Source organism: Sporosarcina sp. Y838 (assembly GCF_056786515.1).
In genome coordinates this window covers 243,477-259,733 of record NZ_JBXCJD010000002.1, presented here as the reverse complement: position 1 = coordinate 259,733, position 16,257 = coordinate 243,477, and the positions used below count along the sequence as shown (strand labels likewise).

The following is a 16,257-nucleotide window of genomic DNA, read 5'->3' as shown; positions in this document are numbered from 1 at the left end:
AGAAGCAAAAAATTAAGTAGGAGGCGCATTTTAGTGAAAAAAATAACAAAAGCAATCATTCCAGCAGCCGGCTTAGGAACGCGATTTTTACCGGTGACTAAAGCCATGCCGAAAGAAATGTTACCGATTGTCGATAAACCGACCATTCAATACATCGTTGAAGAGGCAATTGCATCCGGCATTGAAGATATTATAATCGTTACCGGAAAAGGGAAGCGAGCGATTGAGGATCATTTTGATAATAACTTTGAATTAGAAGAAAGCCTTATTGAAAAGGAAAAATTCGATTTATTAGAGAAGGTTAGACAATCATCAAATATAGACATCCATTACATACGTCAAAAAGAACCGAAAGGACTTGGACATGCTGTTTGGTGTGCACGTAAGTTTATTGGGAATGAGCCGTTTGCAGTGTTGCTTGGAGATGATATCGTGCAAAGTGAAGTTCCGAGCTTGAAACAACTTATGGATCAGTATGATGAAACGCATGCGTCCATAATTGGTGTACAAACTGTACCAGATAATGAAACACATCGTTATGGCATTGTAGAGCCTTCTATGCAAACGGGGCGAAGGTATGCGGTTGAAAACTTTGTGGAGAAACCTGCGAAGGGAACAGCTCCATCGAATCTTGCCATTATGGGTCGATATGTGCTCACTCCAGAAATCTTCATGTGTTTAGAGAAGCAGGAAACTGGAGCAGGTGGGGAAATTCAGTTGACGGATGCGATTCAACAGTTGAATAAAATTCAGCGTGTGTTTGCTTATGATTTTGAAGGTAAGCGGTATGATGTTGGAGAGAAGTTAGGATTTATTACTACTACGATTGAGTTTGCTTTGCAGAATCCGGAAATTCGGGATGAGTTGATGGTTTATCTTGAGGAATTGATGGAGAAGAGGTTGGTTAGGTAGTTAGTGGTTTTGGGCCCTTGCTCGTTCTTGTTTGATGGGCGAGGGGGGTTGTGTTGTGTAGATGGGGTGAAGTCTCGCTATTTAGGATTAGAATACAATGTTTAACATTCATTCGTATCTAAAATGGGGTGAAATATAAACCTAGTCGTTAGGATAATATGGTTGGATGAAGAATGTGATGTGGATATAAATTAGATGTAATTTCTCTTTAGAGGATTAGTAGTTTGTTGGACAAGAACACTTCTGGAATCCAATCAAGTACTAAACTACTAAAAATTTTTTCAATTCTAAAACCAAATTTTAATAAAGCGAGGTAAATGAAATGATTGATAATAAATTAAGAAATATTTCTTTCTCACCCCCGGATATTACCGATGCAGAAATTGAAGAAGTAACAAAAGCAATGAAGTCTGGTTGGATAACAACTGGCCCAAGAACAAAAGAGTTCGAAAAAAGAATAGCTGAATATGTTGGTACAAATAAGGCAGCTTGCTTAAATTCTGCAACAGCTGCAATGGAACTTACTCTTCGCATTTTAGGAATAGGACCTGGAGATGAGGTCATAACTTCAGCATATACATATACAGCATCTGCCTCTGTTATAGATCATGTAGGGGCGAAAATTGTACTAGTTGATACATACCCAAACTCTTTTGAGATGGATTATTCAAAACTTGCGGATGCCATTACAGATAAGACAAAAGTGATTATACCTGTCGATATAGGTGGGAAAATGTGTGATTACGATACCATATACGAGATAGTAGAGAGTAAAAAAGAATTATTTAGGGATAATAATGAACTTCAATCGTTATTTAATAGAGTAATTATTATGACTGATGCTGCCCATGCTTTTGGTGCTGAAAGGAAAGGTATGAAATGTGGACAAGTTGCCGATTTTACTTGCTACTCTTTCCACGCAGTCAAGAATTTGACAACTGCTGAAGGTGGTGCTGTCGTATGGAAAAATGATCTAGGATTAGATGATGAATGGCTTTATAAACAATATATGCTGTATAGTCTTCATGGCCAGTCTAAAGATGCATTGGCAAAAACACAAATTGGTGCATGGGAGTATGACATTATCTATCCTGCTTATAAGTGTAATATGACTGATATAATGGCTGGGTTTGGCTTGGTGCAGTTAAATAGATATGAGGGTCTAATGAAAAGGCGTAAAGAGATAATTGGGATGTATGACAAAGCTCTTTTACCATTAGGTGTTCAAAGATTGCAGCATTATGGTGAGGACTTTACTTCCTCAGGACATCTTTATTTAGCTAGGATACCTGGTATTAATGAATACCAGAGAAATGAAATAATCGTTAAGATGGCAGAAGTTGGGGTTGCGTGTAATGTCCACTACAAACCATTGCCTATGTTTACGGCCTATAGGAATTTAGGTTTTGATATTAAGAATTATCCTAATGCCTATAAGCAATATATTAATGAAATTTCATTTCCACTTCATACTTTGTTGAGTGACGAAGATGTGGAGTATGTGAATAAGAGTTTGAAGATGGTGCTGGAAGAAGTTCTTTAATGGGAAGTAGACTGGTGAATGCAAAATAGAGGAGTAGAAAAGTGATACTAATAAAGTGGGAAGACTTACCTGGTAATATGAAAAATGATAGTGTGAAAAAGTATTATGACCATTTATATAAGAAAAGATTTGGCCTATTTACCAAACGGGTATTCGATATAGTAATTGCTATTCTAGCTATCGTTATTCTATTTCCTGTGTTCTTTATTATAAGTATTGCAATTAAGAAAGATTCTAAAGGGCCTATTATGTTTCGTCAAGTAAGAATAACACAATACGGGAAAAAGTTTAGGATTTATAAGTTTCGTACCATGATAAACCATGCAGATAAGATTGGTACTCAAGTAACAACAAAAAATGATGATAGAGTTACGAAGGTTGGAAAATTCTTAAGGAAATCAAGACTTGATGAAATTCCTCAACTTCTTAATATTATCTTAGGGGATATGAGCTTTGTTGGAACTAGACCTGAAGTAGTTAAATATGTTGAGAAGTATACAGATGAGATGATGGCAACATTACTACTACCAGCAGGAGTTACTTCTGAAGCAAGTATTCAGTACAAGAATGAAGAACTGCTTTTAGCTAATGCTGATGATGCTGAAGAGACATATGTTAATCATGTTTTATCCGAGAAGATGAAATTTAACTTAAAGAGCATAGAAGGATTTAATTTTTTTAGTGATATTAATACGATGATAAAGACTGTTTTTGCAGTTATTAAGAGAGATAAGATCAGTGAGAACTCTGTAAATGATTTAACTACTGAAAATAAGAATGAGGTAGAGATGTGATGAGGGATATAATTTCTATAATAATGCCTACATATAATAGTGGTGCATTTATATCAGAAACAATAGAGACCGTATTAAAACAAACTTATCGGAATTGGGAAATGGTTATCGTTGATGATTGTTCTACCGACAATACAATAGAAATTGTAGGAGAATATATTAAACAAGATAATCGAATCAAGTACCATTTACTAGAAAAAAACTCAGGGGCTGCTGTAGCCAGAACGAAAGCAATGGAATTGGCAACCGGCTCATATATGGCCTTTTTAGATAGTGACGACTTATGGACCGAAGATAAACTGGAACGGCAGTTATCCTTTATGGAAAATAACGGCTATTATTTCTCGTGTACTGCTTATGAGCAGATTAATGAAGCAGGGAAATCTCTGAAAAAAATTATCAAAACAAAAACTAAAACGAATTACAATGGTGTATTATTAAGCTGTCCTGTTGGTAATTCGTCCGTTATGTACAATGTTAAGAAATTGGGGAAGTTTGTTGTCCCGAATATCAGAAAACGAAATGATGATGCTCTCTGGCTCCAGATGTTGAAGAAAGAGAAGTATATTTATGGGATGCCAGATGTTTTAATGAAGTATAGATTAAGAAGTAATTCGATATCTAGTAATAAGCTGGATTTAATAAAGTATCACTGGTATTTATACAGAGAGATAGAAAAACTTTCAATTATTCGTTCAATCTTCCACATAAGCTACTGGGTGTTTATTAAAATTATGAGAATTAAGTAAGGTGGAGAGGGCAAAAATATGAATAGACAATTTAAAAAAAGAATTATTAATAATATAAAAAAAAATGATGAGATAGCCTACAGATTAAAAGTTTTGAGTCTAAAGTTAGCAATGTTTAGCACTAAGTTTATAGACAATCAGAAATTTATAGAAAAACAGTATAAAAAAAGAACAGGCTCAGAAATAAAATTTGGAAATCTAGTTACATATAATGAAAAAATACAATGGTTAAAGCTGTACTACCAGAATCCAATTCTAAACACATGTGTGGACAAGTATGCTGTAAGAGACTATGTAAAGGAAAAAATCCCGACATTTGGTGAATCGCTACTTATCCCACTAATCGGTGTTTATAAAAATATTGATGAAGTGGATTTTGATCAATTGCCAAACAACTTCATTATGAAATTGACTAATGGGTCTAGTTTTAATTATATTTGCCATGGTAAAACTGAAAAAGAAATAAAGAAAATAAAAGGAAGATTTAAGAAATGGATAAAACTAGACTATTTTGCATATGGAAGAGAATGGGCTTACAAGGATGTTGAAAATAAAATTATTTGTGAGAAGTTACTTACGCCTAGTACTGGTAATCCACCGGAGGATTATAGGTTTTTTTGTTTTAACGGAATAGTAAGATCGATATCTATAGATATCGATTCAGTTATCGAAGGAGTTAAAAACTCAAATTATTATAGAAATATTTACGATAAACATTGGAATAGAATTGATGCACAAATAGCATACCCAAACAAGCAAAATTATGATGTACAAAAACCAAAAAGGCTTAAAGAAATGGTTGAAATTGCGGAAAAATTATCAGAAGACTTTCCTGCAGTAAGAGTAGATTTCTATTATTTTGATGAAAAGATTTACTTTGGTGAATTAACGTTCTATCATGCTTCTGGCTATCAAATAATGAAACCAGATAGTTTTGCAAAGCAAATGGGGGATTGGTTAGTTTTGCCTAAATAAAGAATAGATTATGATTTTTTCGTGATATTAATTTTAATCGAGGAAGTGGATTTATGCGCATATTACATGTTGTTGATAATTTGGCTATTAAAAGTGGAGTATCTTCAATTGTAATGAATTTATATAGAAATATTAACAGGGAAATAATTCAATTTGATTTTTTGGTAATGAAGTACTTTGAAATATCTTATGAAGATGAAATAAAAAAAATGGGTGGAAATATTTATCATATAAAATCACCTTTATCTTTAAAAACTGTATGTAAGTCTAATTATGAAACAAAAAAATTCTTTAAAAAACATGCAAGCGAATACGAGGTTGTACACCTGCATTCTCCGACTACTAATTTTTTCAATCTACGGTTTGCTAAAAAATATAAAATATCAAATAGAATTGTTCATAGTCATTCAACAATGTTTTCTAGCAATAAGCTTAAAAGTTTTATTAATTCTATTCTATGTTTAAATCTTAAGCGATATGCAAATAAATATTGGGCATGTTCAGAAAAAGCGGGTGAATTTTTATATGGTGAAAAATTCATGAAGAATAAAAAAATTGAGATAATCAGAAATGCTATTGAACTAGATAAATATAGATTCAATATAAAAATTAGAGAAACCTACAGACAAAAATTAAAAATTACAAATAAATATGTCATTGGGCATGTTGCTAGTTTTAATGAAATAAAAAATCATGCATTTTTAATAGAAGTATTTAATAATATTTGCAAATACAGCGATGATTTTGTCCTTGTTTTAGTAGGAGATGGAGATACTATTAAAAAAAGTTTAGAACTAGTAAAATCTAAAAAAATTGAGAATAAAGTATTGTTTCTAGGATTTAGAAAGGATATTAACGAGTTATTACAGTGTTTTGATGCATTTGTTTTGCCATCATTGAAAGAGGGTTTACCAGTTGTTGCTGTTGAAGCACAAGCATCAGGTTTGCCATGCTTTTTGTCAAGTAGTATAACAAAAGAGGTTGATTTAGGAAATGTGACCTACTTAGATTTGGAAGTTAATAAATGGAATAATGCCTTACAAAGAAAAATAATTAATAATAAGAGGTCTGAATTTCACGAAATAATAAAATCGTCTGATTTTGATATAATAAAAGAGGCGAAAAGAGTACAAAATATTTATATTAATATGAATGGAAGAAACTAAATTATGATTTTTTACGCTTGTTTGATGATGTATATTATAGTTTTTTGGTTTTTACTCAGTGGAGTTGAAATTAAACTTCGGAATAAAATTTATTGTTTTGTTGTTTCTTGTGTTTTGTTTTCATTAATGGCATTTAAAGGCGCTGATATTGGCAATGACACCATAACCTACATTGATTTATATAAACAATTGCAATATATCGGAGATTTCAGTAATTTATTCTACAATCCAACAAGATTTGAATTAGGATATGTAATTTATAATAAAATTATTTCTTTGTTTTTTTATGATTATCAATTCTTATTTATTATTACTTCTTTTATTGTAATGGTAGGCATAGGCATATTTATAATAAAAAATTCCTCTATAGTATGGATGAGTTTTTATCTTCTTGTTTCACTTAGATTATATTATTTCTTCTTGAGTGGTTTGAGGCAGACAATTGCAGTAATAATAGTTTGTTCAAGCTACTTTTATATAAAGAAACGAAAACCATTAAAGTTTATTTTTCTAGTTTTATTTGCAACTATGTTTCATAGTAGTGCGGTATTATTTTTAATAGCTTATCCAATTTCTTTAATAAAATTTAATAGAAAAGGTATTTATATTATATTATTATCTACTGGAATAATGTATTTCTTGTTTGAACCTTTAATTTCGTTGATATTTAAAATTGTACCTGAATATTATTCGCATTATCAGTTCTCAGCTCAATTTGCTTCAAATAATCTCGCGAATTATCTTAATGGGTTAGTTATTCTTGTATTTCTTTTACTTGGTGTGTTTTACCGATACTCGATATCAACAAAAGAGACTAGAAGTGAAATAAAAATAAATGATACTTTTAATGTTAAATATAATGAACAACACACACTTTCTTATTTTATGTTGATTGCCTTTGCAATATCAGTAGTAGCCTTTAAGGCATCAATGATAGATCGAATGTATATATATTTCTGGATATTCAGCATCATTTATATACCTAATGTTATAAACAATATAAAAAATGAAAAAGAAGCATTATTTGTGAAGTATTGTATTATCGTATTAACCTTAGTTTATAATTTAATAATTTTATACTATAGACCAGAATGGAATAGAATAATACCATTTAAATTCTTTTGGAATGAATGAGGAGGTTTCTAATTGGATAGAATATACACGTTATATAGAATAGAAAGGTTCTTTTATTTAAAGAAAATGTCAATAATCTCTTTATTAATTAGGGCGATTATTAGAATAATATTCTCATGCGATATACCTTATAAGGCGAATATTGGGAAAGGAACGACTTTTCCCCATGATGGATTAGGCATTGTAATTCATCCAAATGCTGTTATAGGAAAAAACTGCAAGGTATTGCATGGTGTAACAATAGGCGGTAGAGGAGAGCATGTAGAAGTACCTACTATAGGAGATGATGTTCTTGTAGGAGTGCATTCTATGGTCTTGGGACCTATTCATATTGGTAATAATTCTATAATTGCTGCTGGAGCAGTTGTAATTGATGATGTACCGGAAAACTGTGTAGTAGCCGGAGTGCCCGCAAAGATTATTAAGAGTCATATATAATTAGATAATAAATATATGTAAAATAATTATAAAATTTAGTGATGTTCAACTGATAATTTATCGAATCCATTAAATATTATAAATCCACCATTTGAGAGAACTATTAAATATTTTCGTTCTTGTATAAACTACTAGTGAGATCAGATAAAATTTTTGTGAAATTGAAACCAATGATGGAAAAGAGCAGGGGGATTACATGCTTAACTGGGCTGCAGATGTATTCAGGGATAATGAGTGTAGAATAAAGTATATCTCAGATTTGAAAGGATTATTGAAATGACAACGAAAAGAATATTACATTGCTTTAGTAGAAAAATGGACCGTGGTGGAGCAGAGACTTTAATAATGAATATTTATAGAAAAATAGACAAGGGAAAATTTCAATTTGATTTTTTAGTGTCATCAACTGATAAAGGGGATTTTGATGATGAGATTATATCATTGGGGGGGAATATTTATGTTATACCAAGACCCAAAAAGTTCGGTGGATTTTACGGCTATATTAAAGGTTTTGAAAAATTAATAAAAGAAAATAAATTTGATATAGTTCATAGTCACATTCATTACTTTTCAGGAATAAATGCAAAAATAGCAAATCGCTCTGGAGTTAAAAACATTATCTGTCACAGTCATAATATAAGCGATGGGAAAAAGGATTCTTTGCCGAGAAATATATATAGAAAATTTATGCGATTTCAAATGCTGAAAAATTCAAATCATCTTCTAGGTTGTAGTCGAGAAGCAAGTATTGATTTATTCGGAGATATTAGTAATCCAAGAGTTGTTCAAGTTAATAATGGAATTGATCTAAATAAGTTTGAAAATATTAACAAAGATAGAACAGAACTATTAAATAAATTAAATATTCCTGTTGATGCTTTTGTTATTGGACATATTGGTAGATTTAACGATCAGAAGAATCACAAATTTATTATTGAGATATTTAATGAAATGATAGAAATTAAAAGAGATTGTTATTTAATTTTAGTAGGAAAAGGAGATTTGCAAGATGATATCAAGAAACAGGTTAAAGATCTTAATATTGAGAAAAATGTAAAGTTTTTGGGTTTAAGAGATGATATTCCTGAAATTTTAAACTGTTTTGATATATTTTTATTCCCATCTTTATTCGAAGGATTAGGCATAGTCTTAATTGAGGCTCAAGCTATAGGTCTCCCATGTTATGTATCAGATACTGTTCCGAAAGAGGCGGATATGGATATGGGTTTAGTTAAATTCATTTCACTGTTAAAAGATGATTCCACATGGGCGGAAATCATTCTAAAATCAAAAATGGTCAGAAAAGAAAGAGGATATGAAAAAATTCTTGAGAAAGGATATTCTATTGAAAATACAGTAGAATTAATACAGGGGTTATATTTAAACTGAATGGGAAATCCAAATAGACTATCATGATTATAAATGAGGGAACCATAGAAAAAAGAAGTTAATCAAGATAAAGTTCTACTGATGCAAGCCAATGACTTTCTCAATAATAGGCAAGCTATTAGTGAGCAGATTTAACATACTGGAATACAAGAGAGAAATAAAATGATTTGCAATACTATTAAATGTTTCCTTCAATAAGTTTTAATTTCAGGTTGTATAAGAACGTTAGTAAAGAAATAAGGTGTCCAGCTTTTAGTGCAATATATTTAGTTATTTTTATTTGTTTAGATTGTGGTATTAAATGCAACAAAACATGAAAATACCTATATACCATGAATCAGACGATGTTGGCAAGTTCATCTGAAAAGCGCTCTTCTGGCATTATGGTAGCCTAGGATTTTCCTTGGTAGATTATTGCACCAGTTCTCAGCATAGCGAATCGTCTCTTCCGAAACAGAACTGATTGCTTTCCCTTTGGGGATGAACCGGAGGATGAGTCCGTTGTGACACTCGTTCGTTCCGCGCTCGCAGGTAAGTTAACGGGTGCGTAAAGAAGACATCGGTATTTTCTGTTGAGACCGACTCAACAAGCTTAGCGAATTCAGATCCGTTATCAGATGTGAGGGTTTTGAACACCTGTGCAAAGTTTGCGCTTTATTGCGTGCTCAGTCCATCAATCGCCCGCGTCACAGAATCACTGTCCTAGCCGTCGATCCGAATGATGATTTTTTTCGCGTCTTCCGTTCGGTCAATGTCAACAAAGCATCATCTTGACTTTTTTTCGATAACCAAATCCTTTCCGTTCATCAATTTCACCAGGACGCTCTTCGATACCCCGTCCTAGAACGTACTTGTTTACGCGAATTCATCTCTTTTCGTATTAAAGTGAACTTTCATCGGTAGGTCGATATTTTCCACCTTGAAGTAGCCGATATTGATGTAATTATATACCGTTTTGTGCAGACCGGTTACTTATCAACTAGATCGTGTAGCTTCGAAATCCACAGACTGCATCGGGTGGCCTCTTGTCCTTCAAAGTCTTTGTATCAAAGAACTGAATGAATTCGATTGTGTCGTCTAGCTTAAGTTTGGCACCTCAGGCTTTTCGGTTTTCTACGTACTTCGCTTTAGTGGTCACTGGAAAGTAGGCTTCGAAAGTCTTTCGATCCGACTTCATTTGTGTCAATGTACTGCGCTTCAGTTCTTGGTGGATGGTGCTTCGGTTAAGATTGATGGATTTGGCAATGGCGGATTCGGATTTTTCTTTTGCATCGAGCGCTGCATTTTTTCCACGTCCAAAGGTAGTGAGATGCGTAAACGAGCGTTTAGATGAGGTAGAATTTGATTGTGCCATGTATAAACCTCCGTATAGATTGTGTTCTAGTCGACCTAATCATACACGGTTTATCTGTGGATGTTCTTGTTTTCCGTTAATTTTTACTGTTGCATTTCATTTTACAAGTTGCTTTATTTTTGTTTGTTACTTTCATGAGAAAAGCTAACTTGCATCAAGACATTCATGTCAACATTGACATAGTAATGGGCTCTAATAGCTACTACTGTATTTATAAAATATAATAAAATCAATTTAATAAATTTAATGTAATGGAGAGGTAAAAAATGAAAATCACAGTAGCAGGAATAGGCTATGTTGGCTTATCCAATGCAATATTATTGGCTCAGCATAATCAAGTTATTGCTTTAGATATTATCCAAGATAAAGTCGATATGATTAATAATAGAAGATCTCCAATAGTTGATAATGAGATTGAAGAATATTTTGCTACAAAAGATTTAAACTTGACAGCTACTACAGACAATAATAGAGCTTTTAAAGATGCAGAGTATGTTATCATCACCACACCGACGAACTATGATCCGGAAAAAAACTATTTCGATACAAAAACCGTTGAAGCCGTAATTGCTAATGTTTTATCTGTTAATTCAGAAGCTACAATGGTTATTAAATCAACGGTTCCTGTAGGTTATACAGAGATAGTAAAGGGGAAATTCAAAACAGATAAAATTATTTTTTCGCCAGAGTTTTTAAGAGAAGGAAACGCTCTTTATGATAATTTGCACCCATCAAGAATTGTAGTTGGTGAAAAATCCAATAAAGCTAGAATATTTGCTGATTTACTTGTAAAAGGTGCTATAAAAGAAAATATAGATGTTTTGTTTACAAACTCAACTGAAGCCGAGGCTATTAAATTATTTGCCAATACTTATCTTGCTTTAAGAGTTGCTTTTTTTAATGAACTAGATTCTTACGCCGAGGTAAAAGACTTAGATACTAAACAAATTATCGATGGTATTGGGTTAGACCCAAGAATAGGTAAACATTACAATAATCCATCTTTTGGTTATGGTGGTTATTGTCTTCCTAAAGATACAAAGCAGTTATTAGCAAATTACGAGAATGTTCCTAATAATATAATGACGGCGATTGTTGATGCAAATAAAACTAGAAAAGATCATATTGCAGATATGATTATTAAAAGAAGTCCAAAAATTGTAGGGATTTATAGACTTACTATGAAAACGGATTCTGATAATTTTAGACAATCAGCTATACAGGGAGTTATGAAGCGTATTAAAGCGAAGGGTATTGAAGTTGTTGTATATGAGCCAGCTCTCAATGAAGAGAATTTCTATAATTCTAGAGTGTTTGCTAATTTAGAAGAGTTTAAGAAAGTTTCAGATGTAATTGTAGCAAATAGGCTGTCAGATGATATTAAAGATGTTGCAGAAAAAGTGTATACGAGGGATTTATTTAGTAGGGATTAAAAGTAGATAACTTAGATGACGTTAAAACGAAAGGTGAATCTGTAGAAAATCCGCTAGCATATTATAATCTTGTTAGCACTACGATACTAATAAAGGCCCGTTTGTAAATAGAAAATTGCTATAAAACTGCACTTTACATTACTACTATTATTAAGGTAAAACAAAAGCTGTTAGTGAGCAGATTTTACTTACTGGAATAGCAAGGGCGAAGCCACCTTTCACTTAGTATCTCTACTTAGATATTTCATTCAGGACGGAGATTATAAGAATAGTTTATGTAATAAATTCTTCATGAAGGTCACGTAGCAACTTTAAAAGGATGAAATTGGTACTAGCTAAGGCGTTGAATCTTGGTATATTTTTAATAAATAATTGTCCTATTCTCAAAATAAAGATTTTCAACAAATCGGAAAGATGTGTTATCAGTAAGCTATCTGTAAAGCAAAGTGATCTGGATTTCTGTTTAGCTCGCTTAACCTTACTACCTTTTCAGGAACATCATCCGTGGTTGTTAGCCACTACTTAAGTAGATTTGAATATAAGGCAGGTTTAACTTTTTTTGTTCAAAATACTGACGTAGACTAAGATGTCAATAAGGGGAAATATTATATGAAAATAAGTATTATAATTCCAGTATATAATGTTGAAAATTATTTAAAACAATGTATCGAAAGTGTCTTAGCGCAATCTTATACAAATTTAGAAATATTATTAATCAATGATGGTTCTACTGATGATAGTGAATTAATTTGTAATGAATATAAGGAAAGATATTCAAATATTCTACTTATTAACAAAAAAAATGGTGGCTTATCTGAAGCAAGAAATGTTGGAATCCTAAATTCTACAGGTGACTATTTAATATTTTTGGATTCGGATGATTATTGGGGAATAGATTTCTTGAGCGATTTAGTGAATTATATAGAGGGGAATTCATACTTAGACTTCATTTTTTTTAAAAATCGTTGCTTTTATCAACAGAAAGATATTTATACAGAATCTGATATAAAAATTAGTAGTAATGAAATTGATGGTATAAACGGAAAAGAGTGTTTAAAATATATTTTTAGTAATAATAAATATTATAATTGGTTTGCAGTACTTTATTTGGTGAAAAAGGATTTTATTATTTCAAACAATCTTTTTTTTGAGGTAGGAAGAAATTATGAAGATGTGCTATGGACACCTCAAATTTTTCTGAAAGCTAAATACGTGAAATATTATAATAAACCAGTTTATGTATATAGACTTGAACGTGATGGTCAGATAACCTCAAATTTCACTAGTAAAAATATTAAAGACCGTATTAATATATCTATATTTTGGTACGAAAAATTAAAGAAATATGAAATTAGTGATGATTTAAAAGTAAGTTTGTTAAAAAATTTTGCCAATCTATATTTCGAGTCAATTCGATTTACAGGATTATTAAATAAGAATGAAAAAGAAGAGATAATTAATTTATTAAAAGATAATGATAGGATTTTAAATTTTGCTCAAGGTTATAAAAATAAGATTATTTTTTTGATTTGTAAAATAATTGGATTCAAAGCATGCACTTGTATTTTTAAAATATTCATAAAAACAAAATGGATAATGAGAGATAAAATATTAATATTTCGGAACTAGTTTCTTAAGATTGGAATAATTATTCTTGTCACCAAAAAGTCAGGAATTTCCGATGTGTAAAAACTGTATCTAAATTCTAAACAGGTACTATTCATAGGATGTTCGAAATCCCGGTTAATCTAGTTATAGTAAAATAAGTATTTTACAGACTAATGGGGGTATCGGTAAATGAAGGGAATTTTAGAAATAATATGAACAGACAAAGACAACTTACAATAAATCTATCCGCAAGTATTGTAGCGTTTATTGTTAATATTGGGATTAGTTTTTTTTTAACTCCATATATTATTAAGTCGCTTGGGGTAGAGGCATATGGATTTGTACAATTAGGAACTAACATTATAAATTTTGCGAGTTTGATAACTATTGCTTTGAACTCAATGGCTGGAAGATTTATAACTATTGAGATACATCAAAATAACTGGAATGCAGCTAATAAATATTTCACATCTGTAATAATGGCCAATAGTATAGTAGTTGGGATAATGGTTATTCCTGCAATGCTATGTATTTTCTATATAGATAAAATTGTGTCAGTCCCAAGTGGAATTCTAGTAGATGTAAGGATTCTTGTTTCTTTTCTATTTGTAAATTTCCTTATTAGTCTATTGGTTTCTTCGTTTAGTGTTTCTACTTTCGCAACGAATAGACTTTATTTGAGTTCTCTTAGAGCAATAGAGTCTAATATTATTAAATCAGTAATACTAATATTACTATTTGTATTTTTCAACCCAGCAGTTTTTTATATAGGATTTTCTGCGCTAATAGTAGTACTTTATATATCCTTATTTAATTTTTATTATATGAAGAAATTTTTACCTGAAATTAAGATAAATAAAAAATATTTTGATTTGAAAGCAGTTTTTGAACTTTTTTCGTCAGGAATATGGAATTCAATTATACATCTTGGAAATATTCTTTTACAGGGCTTAAATTTGTTGCTTTCTAATATTTTTATTAGTGCATCTGCAATGGGGATGTTAGCAGTTGCAAATACAGTTCCAATGGTTTTAGCGACATTAATTGGAACAATAGCGGGTGTGTTTATGCCCGATTTTACAATATTATATGCAAAAAAAAACATAGAAGAATTAGTAATTTCTATTAAAAGATCTATGAAATTATTGGGGCTTATAACGAATATACCTATAGCAATTTTAATAGTATTCGGAGAGGAATTTTTTAGACTTTGGGTCCCAAATCAAAATTCAGAAACGTTACAAATTTTATCGATTTTGTCGGTATCAGTCTTTGTAATAAGTGGATCTATAAATAGCATATACGGAATTTTTACAGTAACAAATAAAGTAAAAGTAAACGCAATGGTGTTAGTTTTAACGGGAGTGATAAATGTTTTAATTGTACTTATATTACTTAACACAACAAACCTTGGTATATATGCAATTGCAGGAGTGAGTAGCATACTAGGAATAATAAGAAATTTAATTTTTACAGCCCCATTTGGAGCGAATTATTTGGGACTTAAATGGCATACGTTTTTCCCCGAGATTATCAAATCAATTTTAGGATTTGTTATTATCACAATTGTTGGATTAAGTATTAATTCTATGTTTAATATTAGTAGTTGGTTGTCACTTTTTGTTTTTGCAGGAATAACATCAGGGATTGGTCTGTTAATTAATGGAATGGTTTTACTTAATAAATCAGAGAGAAGCTTTCTAATTAATAAATTAAAGAGAAAGGGGTGATGAAAATGGAAAGTAGAAGAATTTATTTGTGTTTTACTTATTACCACGTATTAATTTCTTTAATCAAAGAGGTAACTAAAGATAAAGTAGAGGCAGATATCGTTATTTGTGATACTATTCCAGAATATGAAAAACTAATTGAAACACTAAAAGAAACTGATATATTAAAAAATGTATATATGTTTAGTGAAAAAAAATACTATAATAATTATAGGAATACCAACAAGTTTGGGAAAATAGGGAGTTTATTTTCCAGTTATAGATTAAATAAAATGATTAAACCAACATTCGAATTAAAAAAGAATACTTATAAAGAAGTGAATATTTTTAATGACTGGAGTCATTTAGGATCTTATTTAAGAGTAAATAAAATCTATTACAATTTGCTAGAAGATGCAAAAGATTCTTATAAGGTATTAGATAATTATGTGAAAATAGACTATCATAAGCCGTTGATAAAAAGAATATTAGGTTTTATATTAGAAACTCAATATTCTTTTGGTAAATCTAAATATTCCAGAGTTGTAGAAGTAAATGACAGAGATGGAATGAAAATTCCTAAAGAAAAAATAAGAGTGAAAAATAAAAATGAAATATTTAATGCACTGACTGAGGAACAAAAGCAACAAATATATATGGTCTTTGTAAGTAAAGAAGTAGAACTATCTACGCATGATGATGCTGTTCTTATTCTGAGCCAACCACTATTTGAGGATTCAATGGTTCAAACTGAAGAGATACAGAGAAAAGTATATCAAGAAATTATTAATATCTACTGTAAAGACTTAAATATTGTCATTAAACCACATCCAAGAGATAATTTTAATTACAGAGATAATTTTAATAATGTACAAGTCATGGATAAAAATATACCAACGGAAATTTTAAACTTTAATTCAAAAATTAAATATAAAAAAGCTATTACTGTAAGTTCCTCCTCAATAAATGGTATTAATTTTGTTGATGAGAAAGTATATTTAGGGTTTGATTGGCTGAAGAAGTATCAATGATTGATTTTTGTAAGTGATCTAA

General features: G+C 30.8%; 14 protein-coding genes. 13 read left to right on the top strand and 1 reads right to left on the bottom strand.

Annotated elements, in window-relative coordinates; translation table 11 throughout:
- Positions 1-33 precede the first annotated feature (33 nt).
- The 9 genes from galU (at position 34) to AC1TO4_RS03935 (ending at position 9,100) form a co-directional block, all read left to right on the top strand.
- Complete coding sequence (gene galU / locus AC1TO4_RS03975) at positions 34-912, top strand: UTP--glucose-1-phosphate uridylyltransferase GalU (RefSeq protein WP_482104255.1); 879 nt, start codon at positions 34-36, stop codon at positions 910-912.
- Between the two features lie 322 nt (positions 913-1,234).
- Positions 1,235-2,455 carry a DegT/DnrJ/EryC1/StrS family aminotransferase gene (locus AC1TO4_RS03970; protein WP_482104254.1) on the top strand — a complete coding sequence of 407 codons (1,221 nt, stop codon included), beginning with the start codon at positions 1,235-1,237 and terminating at the stop codon, positions 2,453-2,455.
- Positions 2,456-2,532: 77 nt separating this feature from the next.
- Positions 2,533-3,249: a sugar transferase gene (locus AC1TO4_RS03965; RefSeq protein WP_482104378.1), complete on the top strand. Its 717-nt coding sequence runs from the start codon at positions 2,533-2,535 to the stop codon at positions 3,247-3,249.
- A complete protein-coding gene (locus tag AC1TO4_RS03960) occupies positions 3,249-3,998 on the top strand; it encodes a glycosyltransferase family 2 protein (RefSeq protein WP_482104253.1) in 750 nt (249 codons plus the stop codon). Before AC1TO4_RS03965 ends, AC1TO4_RS03960 begins: the two co-directional genes overlap by 1 nt.
- 18 nt (positions 3,999-4,016) lie before the next feature.
- Complete coding sequence (locus AC1TO4_RS03955) at positions 4,017-4,973, top strand: ATP-grasp fold amidoligase family protein (RefSeq protein ID WP_482104252.1); 957 nt, start codon at positions 4,017-4,019, stop codon at positions 4,971-4,973.
- A 53-nt stretch (positions 4,974-5,026) separates the two neighbouring features.
- A complete protein-coding gene (locus AC1TO4_RS03950) occupies positions 5,027-6,139 on the top strand; it encodes a glycosyltransferase (RefSeq protein ID WP_482104251.1) in 1,113 nt (370 codons plus the stop codon).
- Between the two features lie 3 nt (positions 6,140-6,142).
- Positions 6,143-7,273 carry an EpsG family protein gene (locus AC1TO4_RS03945; RefSeq protein WP_482104250.1) on the top strand — a complete coding sequence of 377 codons (1,131 nt, stop codon included), beginning with the start codon at positions 6,143-6,145 and terminating at the stop codon, positions 7,271-7,273.
- A gap of 12 nt (positions 7,274-7,285) precedes the next feature.
- A complete protein-coding gene (locus AC1TO4_RS03940) occupies positions 7,286-7,711 on the top strand; it encodes a serine O-acetyltransferase (protein WP_482104249.1) in 426 nt (141 codons plus the stop codon).
- Positions 7,712-7,987: 276 nt separating this feature from the next.
- The gene (locus tag AC1TO4_RS03935; protein WP_482104248.1) at positions 7,988-9,100 is read left to right on the top strand and encodes a glycosyltransferase family 1 protein; all 1,113 of its coding nucleotides are present in this window, start codon (positions 7,988-7,990) and stop codon (positions 9,098-9,100) included.
- Positions 9,101-10,196: 1,096 nt separating this feature from the next.
- Here the strand turns inward: AC1TO4_RS03935 and AC1TO4_RS03930 are convergent.
- The gene (locus AC1TO4_RS03930) at positions 10,197-10,454 is read right to left on the bottom strand and encodes a hypothetical protein (RefSeq protein WP_482104247.1); all 258 of its coding nucleotides are present in this window, start codon (positions 10,452-10,454) and stop codon (positions 10,197-10,199) included.
- A 266-nt stretch (positions 10,455-10,720) separates the two neighbouring features.
- Here AC1TO4_RS03930 and AC1TO4_RS03925 point away from each other — a divergent pair, with 266 nt between their 5' ends.
- The 4 genes from AC1TO4_RS03925 to AC1TO4_RS03910 all read left to right on the top strand — a co-directional run bounded on the left by AC1TO4_RS03925 (position 10,721) and on the right by AC1TO4_RS03910 (position 16,235).
- Complete coding sequence (locus tag AC1TO4_RS03925; RefSeq protein WP_482104246.1) at positions 10,721-11,887, top strand: nucleotide sugar dehydrogenase; 1,167 nt, start codon at positions 10,721-10,723, stop codon at positions 11,885-11,887.
- 609 nt (positions 11,888-12,496) lie between these two features.
- Complete coding sequence (locus AC1TO4_RS03920; protein ID WP_482104245.1) at positions 12,497-13,516, top strand: glycosyltransferase; 1,020 nt, start codon at positions 12,497-12,499, stop codon at positions 13,514-13,516.
- Positions 13,517-13,707: 191 nt separating this feature from the next.
- Positions 13,708-15,225, top strand: coding sequence for an oligosaccharide flippase family protein (locus tag AC1TO4_RS03915; protein WP_482104244.1), 1,518 nt, complete (start codon positions 13,708-13,710; stop codon positions 15,223-15,225).
- 5 nt (positions 15,226-15,230) lie between these two features.
- A complete protein-coding gene (locus AC1TO4_RS03910; RefSeq protein ID WP_482104243.1) occupies positions 15,231-16,235 on the top strand; it encodes a polysialyltransferase family glycosyltransferase in 1,005 nt (334 codons plus the stop codon).
- Positions 16,236-16,257 lie beyond the last annotated feature (22 nt).